Source organism: Achromobacter sp. Marseille-Q4954, assembly GCF_943737025.1.
Taxonomy (GTDB): Bacteria; Pseudomonadota; Gammaproteobacteria; order Burkholderiales; family Burkholderiaceae_B; genus Achromobacter; species Achromobacter bronchisepticus_A.
Genome location: NZ_CALSFQ010000001.1, coordinates 2,259,785 through 2,274,326 on the forward strand (window position 1 = coordinate 2,259,785; position 14,542 = coordinate 2,274,326).

Below are 14,542 nucleotides of genomic sequence, written 5' to 3' on the forward strand. Positions count from 1 at the left end.
CGCCCGCGCTCAGTACTTGTCCGAGGTTCCCGTCAGCGCCACCCCGATACGCAGCAACGTATAGGACACCGCGTCGACCCAGCGCCGCAACCATCCGCGGCGCTGGTACTCGAGCGGCCGGATGAAGCGCCCGCCTTCCCGGATGGCCGTCTCTAGCCGTTCCTGCAGGTCCCAGGAGAAGGGCTGGTCGTCCACCACCACGTTGGCTTCGCGCGCCAGCAACAGGCTGAAGGGATCCAGGTTGGACGAGCCCACCGTCGCCACGTTGTCGATGACCGCTACCTTGGCGTGCAGGTAGCTCGGCATGTATTCGTAGATCTCGATGCCATCGCGCAGCAGCTGGTCGTACAGCGAGCGCGTGGCGTGGTACTGCATGCGGTACTCGACCTTGCCCTGCAGCAAGAGGCGCACGCGCACCCCGCGCGCGGCGGCCTTGGCCAGCGCGCGCCGGAACTGGCGGCCGGGAAAGAAATAGGCGTTGGCGATCAGGATGTCGCGGCGCGCATGCGCGATGCCGTACAGGTAGGCGCGCTCGAAGGTCTGGCGAAAGCGCAGGTTGTCGCGCAGCACCAGCGCCGCGCGCAGGTTGCCACAGGGTGCGACGGAGGCGTGGCGCGGCTTGAGCAGCCGCATGCGGTTCCAGTCGCGCGGATGGCGGCGCAGGCGCGCCCAGTTCAGCCGCACCCATAGCAGTTCCTGGGCATAGGCGGCTTCGGTTACCAGCGGCCCCTGCACCTGCACCGCAAAATCGAAGCGGGGGCCGGTGAGCCCGTCTGTCGGATCCCGGTCGTCGTAGTCATCCAGGATGTTGATACCGCCGATGAAGGCGACACGTCCATCCACCACAGTGACCTTGCGATGCAGGCGCCGCAGGCGGCTGCGCGACGGGATATAGCGCGCGAACCAGCGCGGCTCGGGGCGGAAGATGCGGCATTGCGCGCCGGCATTGGTCAGCCGCGTGCGCACGGGGTCGACGAACTCGGCGCTGCCGAAGCCGTCGAGCACGACGCGCACCTTGACCCCGCGCCGGACAGCCGCCTCCAGGCAGTCCAGCACCTGGGAGCCGGTGCGGTCCGGCGTGAAGATGTAGGTTTCCAGGTGCACGCTGACCTGGGCGGCGTCGATGGCCGCGCACAGCGCGGGAAAGAAGTCGGAACCGTTCTGGAGCAACTGGATGTCGTTGCCCAGCGTCCAGTCCAGCTTGGACTGCTCTGCCCTCACGGCAGTTCCAGCTCGGCCAGCAAGGGAGAATGATCGGAAAGCCTGGCCCATTCGCGGCCGCGCAGCACGCGGGCGCTGCGCACGGCAAAGCCGCGCTGGTAGATGCGATCCAGGCGGAACCAGGGAAACACCGCGGGGAAGGTGCGCGGCGGCGGCAGCAGCAGGCGTGAATTGCCATCCATGCCGAGCTGATTGGTGCGTTCCATGACGGATACGCCGCTATTGGGCAGCCCGCGCAGCGCATTGCTCAGGCGCTTCACGGAGTCGCGCAGGCGCGGCAATTCGCCGCCATGGCTGCGCGGGGCATGCGAGAACACTTCGTACAGGCCCAGCTGCTGCACGAACAGGGGCGCCAGGCGATCGCCCCAGTCATTGAAATCGCCCGCGATCAGGATGGGTTCGCCATCCGGCACCATGCGGCGGATGCGCTCGGTCAGCGCCAGGATCTGGCGGCTGCGGCTGCCTGCGAACAGGCCGAGATGCACCACGAAACAATGCACCGCGCGCCCGTCGAGCTCGATGCGCGCATGCAACAGCCCGCGCTGCTCCAGCCGATGGTCGGAGATGTCCTGGTTTTCGTGCTCGAGGATGGGGAAACGCGACAACAGCGCGTTGCCATGGTCCGTCTCGCTGCGGATGGCATTGCGGCCGTAGGCCACATCCAGCCGCAAGGCGGCGGCAAGCGATTCGTGCTGGGCGTCGAGCAGGGATTTCTGCTCATTGCGGCCCTGGACTTCCTGCAGGAAGACCAGATCCGGACGCAGGCCATAAAGGCCCAGACGCAATTCATTCAGGGAGTCGCGACGGCCCAATGCCGAGCGGCCCTTGTGTATGTTGTAGCTGACGACGCGGATGAGCGACATGGAGAATGGCGCCTTTCAAAACTGGGAAACCGCCGGCCGCAAAAAAAGCCCGGCCAGCACCGCCAGATCAGGCGGCGTTTGCCAGATTACTCCAATTCAGAAGACCGTTCCCACCGTCGCGGCGAGCACCCGGTCCATGCAAGCAACGGCTCCTGCTCATTCGAGGCAGGAGCGCCGCTAGCAAACAGCGCCCCACAATCGGGGCCGCACGGATCCGGGCTCCGCCGGTCCGTAGCGGCGCCCCCCTGGGGGGGAAGCGCCTACGGCGCTTCGGGGGGGGTCACTTCCCTTCTACGTTGCGCAGACGGATGTGCAGTTCGCGCAGCTGCTTCTCGTCGACCTCGGACGGCGCTTGCGTCAGCAGACACTGGGCGCGCTGGGTCTTCGGGAAAGCGATCACGTCGCGGATCGATTCGGCGCCGGTCATCATCGTGACGATGCGGTCCAGGCCGAAGGCGATGCCGCCGTGCGGAGGCGCGCCGTATTGCAGCGCGTCCAGCAGGAAGCCGAACTTCTCGCGGGCTTCCTCGGCGCCGATCTTGAGTGCGCGGAACACCTTGCTCTGCACTTCCTCGCGGTGGATACGGACCGAGCCGCCGCCGATTTCCCAACCGTTCAGCACCATGTCGTAGGCCTTGGCGAAAGCCTTGCTGGGATCGGATTCCAGGAAGTCCTCGTGGCCATCCTTCGGGCTGGTGAAGGGGTGATGGGCGGCGGTGTAGCGGCCGTCTTCCTCGTCGTATTCGAACATCGGGAAGTCGACGACCCACAGCGGCTTCCAGCCGGCGGTGGACAGGCCGGTCTTCTTGCCGAATTCGCTGTGGCCAATCTTCACGCGCAGCGCGCCGATGGCGTCGTTGACGACCTTTTCACGGTCAGCGCCGAAGAAAATGATGTCGCCATCCTGCGCGCCGGTGCGCTTGACCAGTTCGGCCAGGGCAGCGTCATGCAGGTTCTTGACGATGGGCGATTGCAGGCCGTCGCGGCCCTTGGCCACTTCGTTGACCTTGATGTAGGCCAGGCCCTTGGCGCCGTAGATGCCGACGAACTGGGTGTAGCCGTCGATCTCGCTGCGCGACATCTCGGCGCCGCCGGGCACGCGCAAGGCGACCACGCGGCTGCCGGGCGCCGTGGCGGCGGCGGCGAACACCTTGAAGTCCACGTCGCGCATGACGTCGGTCATGTCGGTGAATTCGAGGTTCACGCGCAGGTCCGGCTTGTCCGAGCCGTAGCGGCGCATGGCTTCGGTCCAGGTCATGATCGGGAACGGCGTCGGCAGATCGACGTCCTGCACCACCTTGAACACGTGGCGGATCATGTTTTCGAAGATTTCACGGATCTCGAACTCGTTCAGGAACGAGGTTTCGCAGTCGATCTGGGTGAATTCGGGCTGGCGGTCGGCGCGCAGGTCTTCGTCGCGGAAGCACTTGGTGATCTGGTAGTAGCGGTCGAAACCGGACACCATCAGCATCTGCTTGAACAGCTGCGGCGATTGCGGCAGCGCGAAGAAGTGGCCGGCGTTGACGCGCGAAGGCACCAGGTAGTCGCGCGCGCCTTCGGGCGTGCTCTTGGTCAGCATCGGGGTTTCGATGTCGATGAAGCCCAGCTGGTCCAGGAACTTGCGCACTTCGATGGAGACGCGGTAGCGCAGCATCAGGTTGCGCTGCATCTGCGGACGGCGCAGGTCCAGCACGCGGTGCGTGAGGCGCGTCGTTTCCGAGAGGTTGTCGTCGTCCAGCTGGAACGGCGGCGTGACCGACGCGTTCAGGATCTCGACTTCCTTGCAGAGCACTTCGATTTCACCCGAAGCCAGCTCGGCGTTGGCGGTACCCGCCGGACGCTCGCGCACCAGGCCGGTGACGCGGATGCAGAATTCGTTGCGCAGGCGCTCCGCGGTGGCGAAGGCGGCGTTGTCCGGATCGAACACGATCTGCGCCAGGCCCGCGCGGTCGCGCAGGTCGATGAAGATGACCCCGCCGTGGTCGCGGCGGCGGTTCACCCAGCCGTACAGGGTGACGGTCTGGCCGAGATGGTCACGGCAAACCTGGCCGGTGTAGCAGGTACGCATGCGGGGGACTCCGTTTATGTGCTTGGTTATAGCGTAAGGGTTACGAATCGGCGCGAGGCGTGTCTTGCACGCCGGGAGCCGGGACGGGCGCGGCCGGCCGGTCCGCGGGCGTCGCCGCCTGGACCGGGGCGACCACGCCCATGGAAACGATGTACTTCAGGGCCGCGTCCACGCTCATCTGAAGATCCATGGCGTCAGCGCGCGGAACCATCAGGAAGAAGCCGGACGTGGGATTCGGCGTGGTCGGCACGTACACGCTGATGTGATCGCCGGGAAGCCGGTCGGCCACTTCGCCGCTGGGCGTGCCGGTAACGAAAGCAATGGTCCAGCTGCCGGCGCGCGGATACTGCACCAGCACCGCGCGGCGGAACGCCTGACCGTTGGGGGCAAGCACGGTATCGCTGACCTGCTTGACCGAGTTGTAGATCGAACGCACCAGCGGTATGCGGCCCAGCAGGTTTTCCCACTGGTCCACCATGGTACGGCCGATCAGGTTGGCCGCGAATATGCCCGTCAGCAGCACCACCACCACGACCAGGACGAAGCGGAAGCCGGGAATGTCGACGCCGAACAGCGATTCGGACGACAGGAAGCCAGGCACGAACCCTTCCAGGGTCGCGACCAGCAAGCCCAGCACCCACACCGTGATGACCAGGGGAACCCAGATCAGCAGGCCGGTGATGAAGTACTTCTTGATGACGCGCATACGCATCGCGTGTGCTCTAGGAGGCGGTGCTACCGGCAGCGGGCGCCGCAGGAGCGGCCGGGGCTGCGGGCGCGGCGGCAGGTGCGGCTGCGGGCGCGGCGCTTTCGGCCGGGGCCGTCGTGCCGGCCGAGGCCGAACCGCCGCTGCCGTTGCCGCGGAAGTCCGTGACATACCAGCCGGAGCCCTTGAGCTGGAACCCAGCCGCGGTCACCTGCTTGGAGAACGTGCTTTCGCCGCATTCGGGGCAAACCGAAAGCGGCGCATCGGAAATCTTCTGCAAGACGTCTTTGGCATGGCCGCAGGCGCTGCACTTGTAAGCGTAAATGGGCATCTAGGGCTCCCAGGCGCGGGCCCGGCGTATCAAGAGCCGCTGTCGCCGGACGCAATGTCCGGGGCCGGATCGGGTCGCAAGACCTGGTCCGAACGGAAGCGGCGGGTGGGCGAGGCCGGAAAAAGTACGGGAAAGTCTTGAATTTTAGCGGTTTTTCGTGAACGGCCGGTGTCCGGCCCCGGCGGCCCGCCTTGGACGGCGCCTCAGGGGCCTCCCGGGGCCCGTCTCCCTATACGGGAAGCAGGAACATGACCGCCGCCACCAGGGTTGGCGCCAGGGCCGACAGGAACAGCCGCCCCGATGAAATGCTGCCGTCCGGGAAGTGGTTCTTCAGGATGGCGAAACCGGCCGGGTTGGGCGCATTGGCGATCACGGTCAGCCCGCCGCCCGTGACGGCGCCGGCCACCAGCATGTAGCGCCAGGCCTCGCTGGTGCCTTCGACCAGCGAACCCAGGTAGGTCAGCGCGGCGTTGTCGGTGATGGCGGTGAGCGCGGTCGCGCCCCAGAACAGCACGAAAGGTTCAAGCCCGCCCAGCAGGTCCTGCAGCCACCACTTCTGCAGGCCGCCCAGCACCACCAGCCCGGCCAGGAAGAAGCCGACCATCAGGCCTTCCTTGATCATCAGGCGGCTCTGGTGGCGCTTGTAGGCTTCGGCAAAGCCAATGAACATCATCAACAGACCCAGGAAGATGGCCGGATGATGCGCGCTGAGCACCACGGCGACCAGGAAGACCAGGTGCACCAGCATGACCAGCAGCGGCACCGGCCCGCGCGCATCGCCGCCTTCGGGCGCGTCCACGCCGCCGCCCGTGCCCACCGAGCGCTCCAGCAGCGCCTTGCGGCAGATGAAGGTCAACAGCGCCGCATTCAGGCAGACGGCGATCGCGGCGCGCCAGCCGAAATGCTGCGCCATGAAGCTCGAGTCCCAGCCGAAGGTGGAAGCCACCATCAGCACGGGCGGCGCGGCATACGAAGTCAGCACGCCGCCGATGGAGACGTTGACGAACAGCACGCCCAGCGTAAGGTACTTGAAGCCCGCGCGCCCGCTGCTGCGGAAATAGGCGTCGCGCAACAGGATGGCGGCCAGCGTCATCGCGGCGGGTTCGGTGATGAAGGAGCCGCCCAGCGGCACCAGCGACATCACGACAAAAAACGTGGCGAGTTCGCGCGGCAGCGGCAGCACGCGCGCCACCAGCCGCACCAGCATGCCCACCAGCTCCAGAATTGGCCGGCTGGCCGCCACCACCATGATCACGAAGACGAACAGCGGCTCGGTGAAGTTGCGCGTGTCCATGTACTCGATGGCATGCGAGGGACCCGCCAGCGCCGCCATCGCCACGATCAGCACGAAGGCCCAGACGCCGAACACAGCCTCGACTTCGGAGAACAGATGCCAGATGCCCGCATGCGGTCCGCCACGATGCGCGAGCCGCGCGAAGAACGGAACCGAGAAGGTATGAAGAACCGCCACGGCGAACAGGAGGGTGGCGATGACTTCAAGTGTCTGGGGCATGTAAACGACTTCCGGAAGAGGGATACGACAGCGCGGACACCGCCCGGCGGGCCTGCGGGACAAGGGTCGCAATATAGCGCAAGGCCCTTGCCGTGTAACGCAGGGTCAACACCAAGATGCGCGGGTCCGCGCCGCTAGTTCCCCAAGTCTCGCGGGCGGGTCACTGCGCCCTGCGCGCATGCCGGAACGGCAGCAGCCGCAGGTCCAGCGCCGCGGGGCCGGGCGCGTCGACGTCGATGATCGCGGCGCACAGCGGCAGGAAAGCCGCGCGGAAGTGGTTCTTGGCCTTCACGCACAGCAAGCGCACCTGACCGAGGTCGATGCCATGCAAGGTGAAGAAGCCCGGATCGTTGGCTGGCGCCACCAGCTCGGTGATGATGACCTGCACGTTGGGCCTGTCGCGCAGCGACAGCAGCGCGGTGCGTCCGCAGCTCGTGCGCACGCCCGTTTCCATCGGGCCGGCATTGCGGAATTCGCCATCGGTATAGCGTTCGACCCGGAACGCCGCACGCACCGGCGCGCCGAAATCGCGGCTCACGCGGCCGCCCAGGTCCAGTTCGCAAGCGCCGCCCAAACCCGCTTCGTACGCGCGCCGCACCGCCTGCGGATCCGCGAAGCTGGCGAACACGCAAGGCAGGTCGATCGACGCATCCAGCAAGGCGCGGAACAGCGCGGGCGTGTCGCATGCGCCGCCCGACAAGGGGTTGTCCCCCGGGTCTGTGACTGCCACCAAGCCGCCCGCGCGCGCCGCTTCCATGGCCAACGCCAGCCCCTCTTGCGGTGTCGGCAAGCTGACCGCAAACGCGGGCGCCAGACGCCGCATCGCCGCCGTCATGGTCTCGGTCACGGCCTGCGACCGCGCGCCTGCGGCATCGCGCGCCATGTCGGCCACCACCAGCACCGATGCGCCGGTATCGACGGTATCGGCATACGGAAAGCCGCCGAACACCGAGACTTCCACCACGCCCTCGCCCACCTGGGCTGCGGCCAGATCCTGCAATTCGCGCATGGGTCCGGCATCGGTGCGCATATTGAAGCTGGACAACAGCAAATCCGGCTTGGCCACCAGCACGCGCGGCGACAGCATGCCGGCCTGCGTGCGCAACAGCATGCCGAGCACCCGCCCAGCCGCTTCGCGCATGTCTATGTGGGGGTAGGTCTTGTAGCCGCTGGCGCAATCCAGCAGGCCGCCCAGCTCTGGGGCCAGGTTGGCGTGCAAGTCGAAGCTCGCGCCCAGAGGCACTTCGGGCAGCAAGGCCCGCACGGCCCGCACGAAATCCAGATCGGGCGTCTGGCGCAGGTCGGTGATGGCGGCGCCATGCAGCGACAGGTAGACGGCATCCCAGCCATCCTCGTCCGCGGCCAGTCCGGCCAGCACCTCTTCGGTAAAGGCGCGGTGCACGGCGTCGTCTATCGGCCCGCCAGGCAGGGCGGACGCGCAGCGCAAGGCCACCACCTCCCAGTCCGGATGCGCGCGGACGAACTCGGCCACTTCGCCCAGTTCGGTGGCCGTGCCAGCGGCGGCCGCCAGGGCGTCGCCGCCCTTGCGCCACTCGCGCCGCTCGAAATCCGCCATGGTGCAAGGCGCCGGGCAGAAGGCGTTGCCTTCGTACCAGAAGCGCGCCACCGCCAGCCGTTTCTTCGTGCCCTTGCCCATGCGTTTCCCCGTTTATTCCGGACGGATATCGGTACCTTCGATCAGGACGCGGTACTTCTCGCGCTCCGTCTGCAGATGCTGCCCCAGCGCTTGCGGCGTGCCGCCCACGGGCTGCGCGGCCAGCGCCTCGAGCCGTTCGCGCGTGGCGGGCGATTGCAGCACCCGCTGGGCGGCGGCGTTGAGCTTGTCGACGACCGGCTGCGGCGTGCCGGCGGGCGCCATCAGCACGAACCACGAAGTCAGCTCGAAGCCCGGCACGGACTGCGCGATGGCGGCCACGCCCGGCGCTGCGGCAACCGGCTGGGCCGAGGTCACGCCCAGGGCCACCAGCTTGCCTGCCTTGATCAGCGGCAAGGCGGTGGGCAGGTTGTCGGCCGACAGATCGATCTGCCCACCCAGCAGGTCATTGTTGGCCTGGCTCGCGCCCTTGTACGGCACGTGGCGGATGTCCACCTTGCCCATGCGCTTGATCATCTCCAGCGCCAGATGGCCAGAACTGCCCACGCCGGGCGACCCCCAGTTCAAGCGGCCGGGCTCGGCGCGCGCGGTGCGCAGCAGATCGTCCATGTTCTTCAGGCCGGAGCCGGGATGCGTCAACACCACGTTGGGCACCTGCGCCACGTAGGCGACCGGCGCGAAATCCTTGACCGGGTCATAGCCGATCTTCTTGTAGACGTAGGCGTTGATGATCTGCGTACCAGGCGTGCCCAGCAGCAAGGTGTAGCCGTCCGGCTGTGCGTGCGCCACCTCGGATGCGCCCAGGCTGCCGCCCGCGCCGGCCTTGTTGACCACCACCACGGACTGGCCGAGTTCGGCGCCCAGGCCCTCGGCCATCAGGCGGCCCAGCAAGTCGGTCGTGCCGCCGGCGGCGAACGGCACCACCAGACGCACCGGCTGCTCCGGCCACGCGGCGCTGGCCTGCCCGGCCGCGCCCAACGCGGCAGCCGCCGCAATCCCGAAAGTCCAACGACGCAACAGATGGGAAAACTTCATGACGCCCCCTTGAGCGAATGATGACGATGCAACGGCCTACGCGACAATAAAACCGTTTGGTTTATTTTCACAACAAATATACCATGTGTTTTATTTTGCCAACCACACCACGCACGACGCCATGAGCCGCATCATCCATCGCAACTCCAGCCCCCTGCCCGTCGCCATCAAGGGCGAAGGCAGCTTCATCGTCGACCAGGAAGGTCGGCGCTACTTCGACGCCTCCGGCGGCGCGGCGGTCTCGTGCCTGGGACACGCGCACCCCGAAGTGCGCGCCGCGGCTGCCGCGCAGCTGGATGCGCTGGAGTACGCGCACACCAGCTTCTTCACCACCCCGGCCGCCGAAGAACTGGCCGAACTGCTGGCGGCCAACAGCCCGGCGGGCCTGGGCAATGCCTACTTCGTTTCGGGCGGTTCGGAAGCCGTCGAGACCGCCTTGAAGATGGCGCGCCAGTACCACGTCGAGCGCGGCGAGCCCGGGCGCTATCGCTACATCGCCCGGCGTCAGAGCTATCACGGCAACACGCTGGCGGCCTTGTCGGTAGGCGGCAACGCTGGACGCCGCGCGCTGTATCAGCCCATACTGATCGAAAGCCACCACGTCTCGCCCTGCTTTGCCCTGCACTACCGCGAAGCCGGAGAAAGCGACGAGCAATACACCGACCGCCTGGCGGCGGAACTGGACGCAGAGATCTTGCGATTGGGTCCGGATACCGTGTCCGCATTCATCGCGGAAACCGTGGTCGGCGCCACTGCGGGGACCGTCGCGCCGGTACCGGGCTACTTCCGCAAGATCCGCCAGGTATGCGACCGCCATGGCGTGCTGCTGATCCTGGACGAGGTCATGTGCGGGCTGGGCCGCACCGGCAGCTATCACGCCTTCGAACAGGAAGGCGTAACGCCTGACCTGCTGACGCTGGCCAAGGGTTTGGGCGGCGGTTATGTGCCCATCGGCGCCGTGCTGGCGCACGACCGCGTCATCGGCGCCATCAACGCGGGCTCGGGCGCGTTCCAGCACGGCTACACCTATGTCGGCCATCCGGTGGCCTGCGCCGCGGCGCTGGCGGTGCAGCGCATCGTGCTGCGCGACAAGCTGGTGGCGCGCGTGGCGGATATGGGCGCGCAGTTCGGCGCCGTGCTGGCGGCGCGCCTGGAAAGGCATCCGCACGTCGCCGACATCCGCGGCCGGGGCATGTTCTGGAGCGTGGAGCTGGCCGAGGATCCCGGCAGCCTGCGCGCATTCGCGCCGCAGCGCCGCCTGCATGCGCGCATCAAGACTCAGGCGCGCGAACTGGGCCTGCTGTGCTATCCGGGCGGAGGAACCATAGACGGCAAGCTTGGCGACCACGTGCTGCTGGCGCCGCCTTACCTCAGCACGGCCGATGAGCTGGCCTTTGCGGCGGACGCGCTGGCCCGCGCCATCGACCTGGCGCTGGCGGACGATACGCCATAATACGCGGCACCTTACCCGGAGCGCAGATGGATAAAGCCGCCATCGACAAACTGATCGAAACCCAGTTCTCCTCCCTGCCGCCCAAGCTGCGGCAGGCGGCCCGCTATGCAATCGATCATCCCAAGGACATCGCCCTGGAGTCGATGCGCGCCGCGGCCGGCCACGCCGGCGTGCAGGCCGGCGTCATGCTGCGCCTGGCCCGGCAACTGGGGTTCGATACCTACGAAGCGTTCCGCCAGCCCTACCGCGACTGGCTGGCCGCCGGCGGATCCAGCTTCTCGGGCCGCGCCACCGCGTTGCGCAAGCGTCCGCAGCACGACGCCGACGCCGGGCTGGTCGCCGACATCCTCGACGCCGAAGTGCGCAACCTGGGCAGCAGCCTCGGTCCCTCCGCACTGCCGGCGCTGAAGGCCGCCCACGGCCTGCTGGCGGGCGCACGCCGCGTCTATGTCATCGGCCTGCGCAGCCTGTATCCGGCGGCCTATCACTTCAGCTATGCCTGCGGCATGTTCCTGGACAAGGTCACCCTGCTCAGCGGCGTCGGCGGCACCTTGGCCGACGAGTTGCGCCGCATCGGACCGGACGACGCGCTGGTCGCCTTCAGCCAGGCGCCTTATGCGCAGGCGGCAGTCACGGCCGTAGAGTTCGCGCGTGAGCGCGGCGCCGGCGTGGTGGCGGTCACCGACAGCGCGGTGTCGCCCATCGCCCCGGGCACCAAGGCGCTGCTGCTGGTGGCCAACGACACGCCCTCGCTGTTTCCCTCGGTGGTGCCTGCGCTGTCCATCGCCCAGACGCTGGCCGCGATGCTGGTCGCGCACAGCGGCGAGGAAAGCCTGCGCGAAATCGCCAACAGCGAAGCCCAGCTGCAGCGCTTCGGCGTGTACGCCGAAAAGCGCTGAGGACTCAGGCGATCGGCGCGGGCGGCTCGCCGCCTTGCTGCGCCTCTTTCATTTCCATCAGCAGGCTGTGCAGCATTTCGGTGGACAGCCCGTGCAGCACCAGCCGGTAGCCCGCGCGCAGGGTCGACATCGGCACCAGCGGATGGTTGTTGTTGACCAGGATCAGGTGCTGCGGCGCGCCCAGCAGCTTGGCCGCGTAAATGCCTATGGTCTCGTCCAGCTGCAGCGAATTGGCCGCGCGCCAGAAGTCGTTGTCAGTCAGCATCAGTTGATACAGCGGCGTGAAGAGCTCGATGGCGCTTTGCAGGTCCAGGAAATTCAGCTTGCCTTGCGGCATGTCTTCTAGCAACAGGTCCGGGTCGCGGATCATCGAGAAATCGACCTGTTGCGGCGCGTGCATCTCCACCCCCGCATCGCGCAGAGCCTGGTTCAGGCGGATGACGAAGTTGAACAGGTTCAGGTCGTGCTTGACGAACAGTTCGTCCTTCAGATCATCGATGTTGCGCGGTTCCAGCGGCGTGGTGGTGACGCGCACCGGCGAGTTGGCGGCAATGAACGACAGGATCTGCGCGCCTAGATGGAAGTGGCGCAGGATCAGCCAGTTGGCCTCGGGCGACACGAAGCGCTTCAGGCCCCAGGCCAGGATGCGGTGCAACAGCTTCGAATGCGACCAGCGGCGCGGCAGGAAGGTCTTGATGACCTGGATCAGGATGATGAAGGCGCGCGCGAACGGCCGCAGGAACGGCAGCAGGTACTGGCGCGAGGCGCAGCTGGAATCGGTCAGCCAGGCCTTCTTCACCTTGTCCGGCAAGGGCGTGCTGCGGTCCAGGTAGAGCGCAAGCCAGGGGCTGGGGTCGGCGGGATCGTGCGGTTTGGCAAGGAATTCGGGTTCTTTGCTCATTACGCTTCGCCTTCCATCACATGGTGGAACTGCATCAGGTACAGCGCGGCCGTGCGGCGCGCCGTGTCGACGATGCGCTGCTCGGCGCGGCCGTCCTCGTCGCAGTCCAGCGCCAGCTCCACCGCCGACAGCCAGCGCGCCAGGTGATGCTCGTCGTTGTGGCCGTGGTACTCCAGGAAGCGGAAGGCGTCCGGCGGCAGCTTCAGGCTGGCCTTCAGCAGCGGCAGCAGCGCAGGCACGATGCGCTGGCCCGTGCCTTCGATGATGTAGATGGCGCCCAGCAGGCCAATGGGGTCGCGCGTGGCGGCCAAACCGTGGAGATAGGCGTTGAGCGCCTCGCCGCCGGGGTTGCGGCGCAGGGCGTCGATGTCCGCGACCGCGCCGCCCGCGGTGCGATAGTCCTGGAACAGGATCTGGAAGTCGTTCTGCTCCTCGCCCGCATGCGTGTCGATCAAGGCCGCGAGCGGCGCGTACTGCTCCGTCAGCGAGGCCGCGCCTTCGCGCATCCACTTGCTGCCTTCGCGCACCTGCGGAATCCAGTTCTCCATCCAGTTCAGGTAGTCGGCCGTCTGGAATTGGCGGTTGCGCAGGCGCCGCACCACCGGCGTGCGCCACACGCGCGAGCGGTAGTCGTGCCAGATCGCGGCCAGTTCGGTCAGCAGCTGGCCCAGGCCTTGGGGCGCCATGTCCGGGTCATGCGGCGGCGCGATGGCGGCGGCGTCATCGCTGTTCGCGTCCTCGCGCGGCGCAGCCGCCGCCGGCACGCCCGCGGTGATCTGCGGGGCATGGACCGCCTCGGCCTCCAGCAGCATGTAGGCGGCCATGAAACGGCCCGATTCCGGGATGTAGCAGAAGATCTGTTCGCCCGGCTTCACTTCGCGCGTTTCCAGGAACTCCGCCAGCATGATCAGGATGGACGCCGCGCCGGTGTTGCCGCGCCACGCCAGATTGCTGAACCAGCGTTCGCGCGGGATCACCAGGCCGGCCTTCTCCATCAGGTCTTCCACCACAGGAATGAATTTCTCCGACGAGTAGTGGCACAGGAAGTGATCGACCTGGTCCGGATCCACCCAGCCGTCGCGCACCAGCTTGGCGTATTCATGGATGCCGATGTCGAACAGGTGCGGCAGCAGGCGGATGTCCTGGCGCAGCGACAACGCGCCGTCGGCCTCGGCCTCGTTCCAGGACGGATAGTCCAGATGGCCGCGGGCGCGGTCGGCCGACAGGCCCAGCTGCATGCACACCGGATAGTCGCCCGAGAACGAGCGCTGGTGCACCCACTTCAGGCGCAGGCGCACGCCTTGCGACGCGCCCGGCAGGGGCCGGCCGCTATTGCCCAACAGCACCGCCCCCGCGCCGTCCGAAAGCATCCAGCGCAGGAAATGCGCGTCGAAGTCCGCGTCATAGCCGCGCGCCGCAAAACGCGAACGCTTGAACAGCCGCGACGGCAGTTCGCTGGCCACGGCCAGGGCGCTGGCATGTCCGCCCAGTTCCACGCCCTGCGCGGCCGTCTGGATGGCCGATACGCCCGCCGCGCAGATGCCGTGCACCGACAGGGTTTCCATCGGATGCGCGGCCAACTCGCCCTGGATCATGTTGGAGAAGCCCGGCATCAACGCATCCCCGCCCGAGGAGCCGCTGGCCAGCAGCGACACGGCGGACAGGTCGCTGTCGTTGCGCCGCAGGCAATCGCGGATGGCGTTGGCCGCCAGTTGCGCGTTGCTGAACACCGTGGCGCCTTCGGGGTCGATCGCGTAGTAGCGCTGCTTGATGCCGTTCTCGGCCAGGATGCGGCTCTTGATGCGGCTGGACATGCGATTCAGCGGCGCGATGTAGCTGTCCATGGCATCGTTGGACACGGGTTCGCCCGGCATGAAATAACCGGCGCTTTCCAGATAGACACGATGAAACGCGATGGGCATGAGAGGCCTCTGGTG

At 67.2% G+C, this 14,542-nt stretch carries 12 protein-coding genes; 2 read left to right on the top strand and 10 right to left on the bottom strand.

Features of this window, described 5'->3' with window-relative positions:
• Positions 1–9: 9 nt before the first annotated feature.
• From clsB to NGK62_RS10645, 8 genes are all read right to left on the bottom strand, one after another.
• The gene (gene clsB, locus NGK62_RS10610; protein ID WP_059374059.1) at positions 10–1,221 is read right to left on the bottom strand and encodes a cardiolipin synthase ClsB; all 1,212 of its coding nucleotides are present in this window, start codon (positions 1,219–1,221) and stop codon (positions 10–12) included.
• Positions 1,218–2,084, bottom strand: a complete 867-nt coding sequence (locus tag NGK62_RS10615) for an endonuclease/exonuclease/phosphatase family protein (protein WP_059374058.1) — start codon at positions 2,082–2,084, stop codon at positions 1,218–1,220. Before NGK62_RS10615 ends, clsB begins: the two co-directional genes overlap by 4 nt.
• Positions 2,085–2,364: 280 nt before the next feature.
• Positions 2,365–4,152, bottom strand: coding sequence for an aspartate--tRNA ligase (gene aspS / locus NGK62_RS10620; protein ID WP_059374057.1), 1,788 nt, complete (start codon positions 4,150–4,152; stop codon positions 2,365–2,367).
• A 40-nt stretch (positions 4,153–4,192) separates the two neighbouring features.
• Positions 4,193–4,858 (bottom strand): DUF502 domain-containing protein, encoded by a 666-nt coding sequence (locus NGK62_RS10625; RefSeq protein WP_059374056.1) that lies wholly within the window; start codon positions 4,856–4,858, stop codon positions 4,193–4,195.
• 16 nt (positions 4,859–4,874) lie between these two features.
• Positions 4,875–5,189, bottom strand: a complete 315-nt coding sequence (locus tag NGK62_RS10630) for an FmdB family zinc ribbon protein (protein ID WP_251878297.1) — start codon at positions 5,187–5,189, stop codon at positions 4,875–4,877.
• Between the two features lie 229 nt (positions 5,190–5,418).
• The gene (locus NGK62_RS10635) at positions 5,419–6,702 is read right to left on the bottom strand and encodes a putative Na+/H+ antiporter (RefSeq protein WP_059374054.1); all 1,284 of its coding nucleotides are present in this window, start codon (positions 6,700–6,702) and stop codon (positions 5,419–5,421) included.
• 160 nt (positions 6,703–6,862) lie between these two features.
• Complete coding sequence (locus NGK62_RS10640; RefSeq protein ID WP_059374053.1) at positions 6,863–8,359, bottom strand: M81 family metallopeptidase; 1,497 nt, start codon at positions 8,357–8,359, stop codon at positions 6,863–6,865.
• 12 nt (positions 8,360–8,371) lie between these two features.
• Entirely contained in the window at positions 8,372–9,352 is a 981-nt protein-coding gene (locus tag NGK62_RS10645; protein ID WP_118934586.1) for a Bug family tripartite tricarboxylate transporter substrate binding protein, read from the bottom strand.
• Between the two features lie 121 nt (positions 9,353–9,473).
• On the opposite strand from NGK62_RS10645, the gene NGK62_RS10650 reads away from it, so the two are divergent.
• Entirely contained in the window at positions 9,474–10,805 is a 1,332-nt protein-coding gene (locus NGK62_RS10650; RefSeq protein ID WP_251878299.1) for an aspartate aminotransferase family protein, read from the top strand.
• 26 nt (positions 10,806–10,831) lie between these two features.
• Positions 10,832–11,704 carry a MurR/RpiR family transcriptional regulator gene (locus tag NGK62_RS10655; RefSeq protein ID WP_251878301.1) on the top strand — a complete coding sequence of 291 codons (873 nt, stop codon included), beginning with the start codon at positions 10,832–10,834 and terminating at the stop codon, positions 11,702–11,704.
• A 4-nt stretch (positions 11,705–11,708) separates the two neighbouring features.
• Here the strand turns inward: NGK62_RS10655 and NGK62_RS10660 are convergent, their stop codons facing one another.
• On the bottom strand, positions 11,709–12,605 hold the full coding sequence (locus NGK62_RS10660) for a DUF6999 family protein (protein WP_251878303.1): 897 nt from the start codon (positions 12,603–12,605) through the stop codon (positions 11,709–11,711).
• Positions 12,605–14,527, bottom strand: a complete 1,923-nt coding sequence (locus NGK62_RS10665; protein ID WP_251878305.1) for an iron-containing redox enzyme family protein — start codon at positions 14,525–14,527, stop codon at positions 12,605–12,607. Before NGK62_RS10665 ends, NGK62_RS10660 begins: the two co-directional genes overlap by 1 nt.
• Positions 14,528–14,542: the final 15 nt, after the last annotated feature.

Bases quoted from the DNA above. Each gene is read 5' to 3' on its own strand.
- NGK62_RS10615 (WP_059374058.1), bottom strand. From the start codon at position 2,084: ATGTCGCTCATCCGCGTCGTCAGCTACAACATACACAAGGGCCGCTCG.
- aspS (WP_059374057.1), bottom strand. From the start codon at position 4,152: ATGCGTACCTGCTACACCGGCCAGGTTTGCCGTGACCATCTCGGCCAG.
- NGK62_RS10625 (WP_059374056.1), bottom strand. From the start codon at position 4,858: ATGCGCGTCATCAAGAAGTACTTCATCACCGGCCTGCTGATCTGGGTT.
- NGK62_RS10630 (WP_251878297.1), bottom strand. From the start codon at position 5,189: ATGCCCATTTACGCTTACAAGTGCAGCGCCTGCGGCCATGCCAAAGAC.
- NGK62_RS10635 (WP_059374054.1), bottom strand. From the start codon at position 6,702: ATGCCCCAGACACTTGAAGTCATCGCCACCCTCCTGTTCGCCGTGGCG.
- NGK62_RS10640 (WP_059374053.1), bottom strand. From the start codon at position 8,359: ATGGGCAAGGGCACGAAGAAACGGCTGGCGGTGGCGCGCTTCTGGTAC.
- NGK62_RS10645 (WP_118934586.1), bottom strand. From the start codon at position 9,352: ATGAAGTTTTCCCATCTGTTGCGTCGTTGGACTTTCGGGATTGCGGCG.
- NGK62_RS10650 (WP_251878299.1), top strand. From the start codon at position 9,474: ATGAGCCGCATCATCCATCGCAACTCCAGCCCCCTGCCCGTCGCCATC.
- NGK62_RS10655 (WP_251878301.1), top strand. From the start codon at position 10,832: ATGGATAAAGCCGCCATCGACAAACTGATCGAAACCCAGTTCTCCTCC.
- NGK62_RS10660 (WP_251878303.1), bottom strand. From the start codon at position 12,605: ATGAGCAAAGAACCCGAATTCCTTGCCAAACCGCACGATCCCGCCGAC.
- NGK62_RS10665 (WP_251878305.1), bottom strand. From the start codon at position 14,527: ATGCCCATCGCGTTTCATCGTGTCTATCTGGAAAGCGCCGGTTATTTC.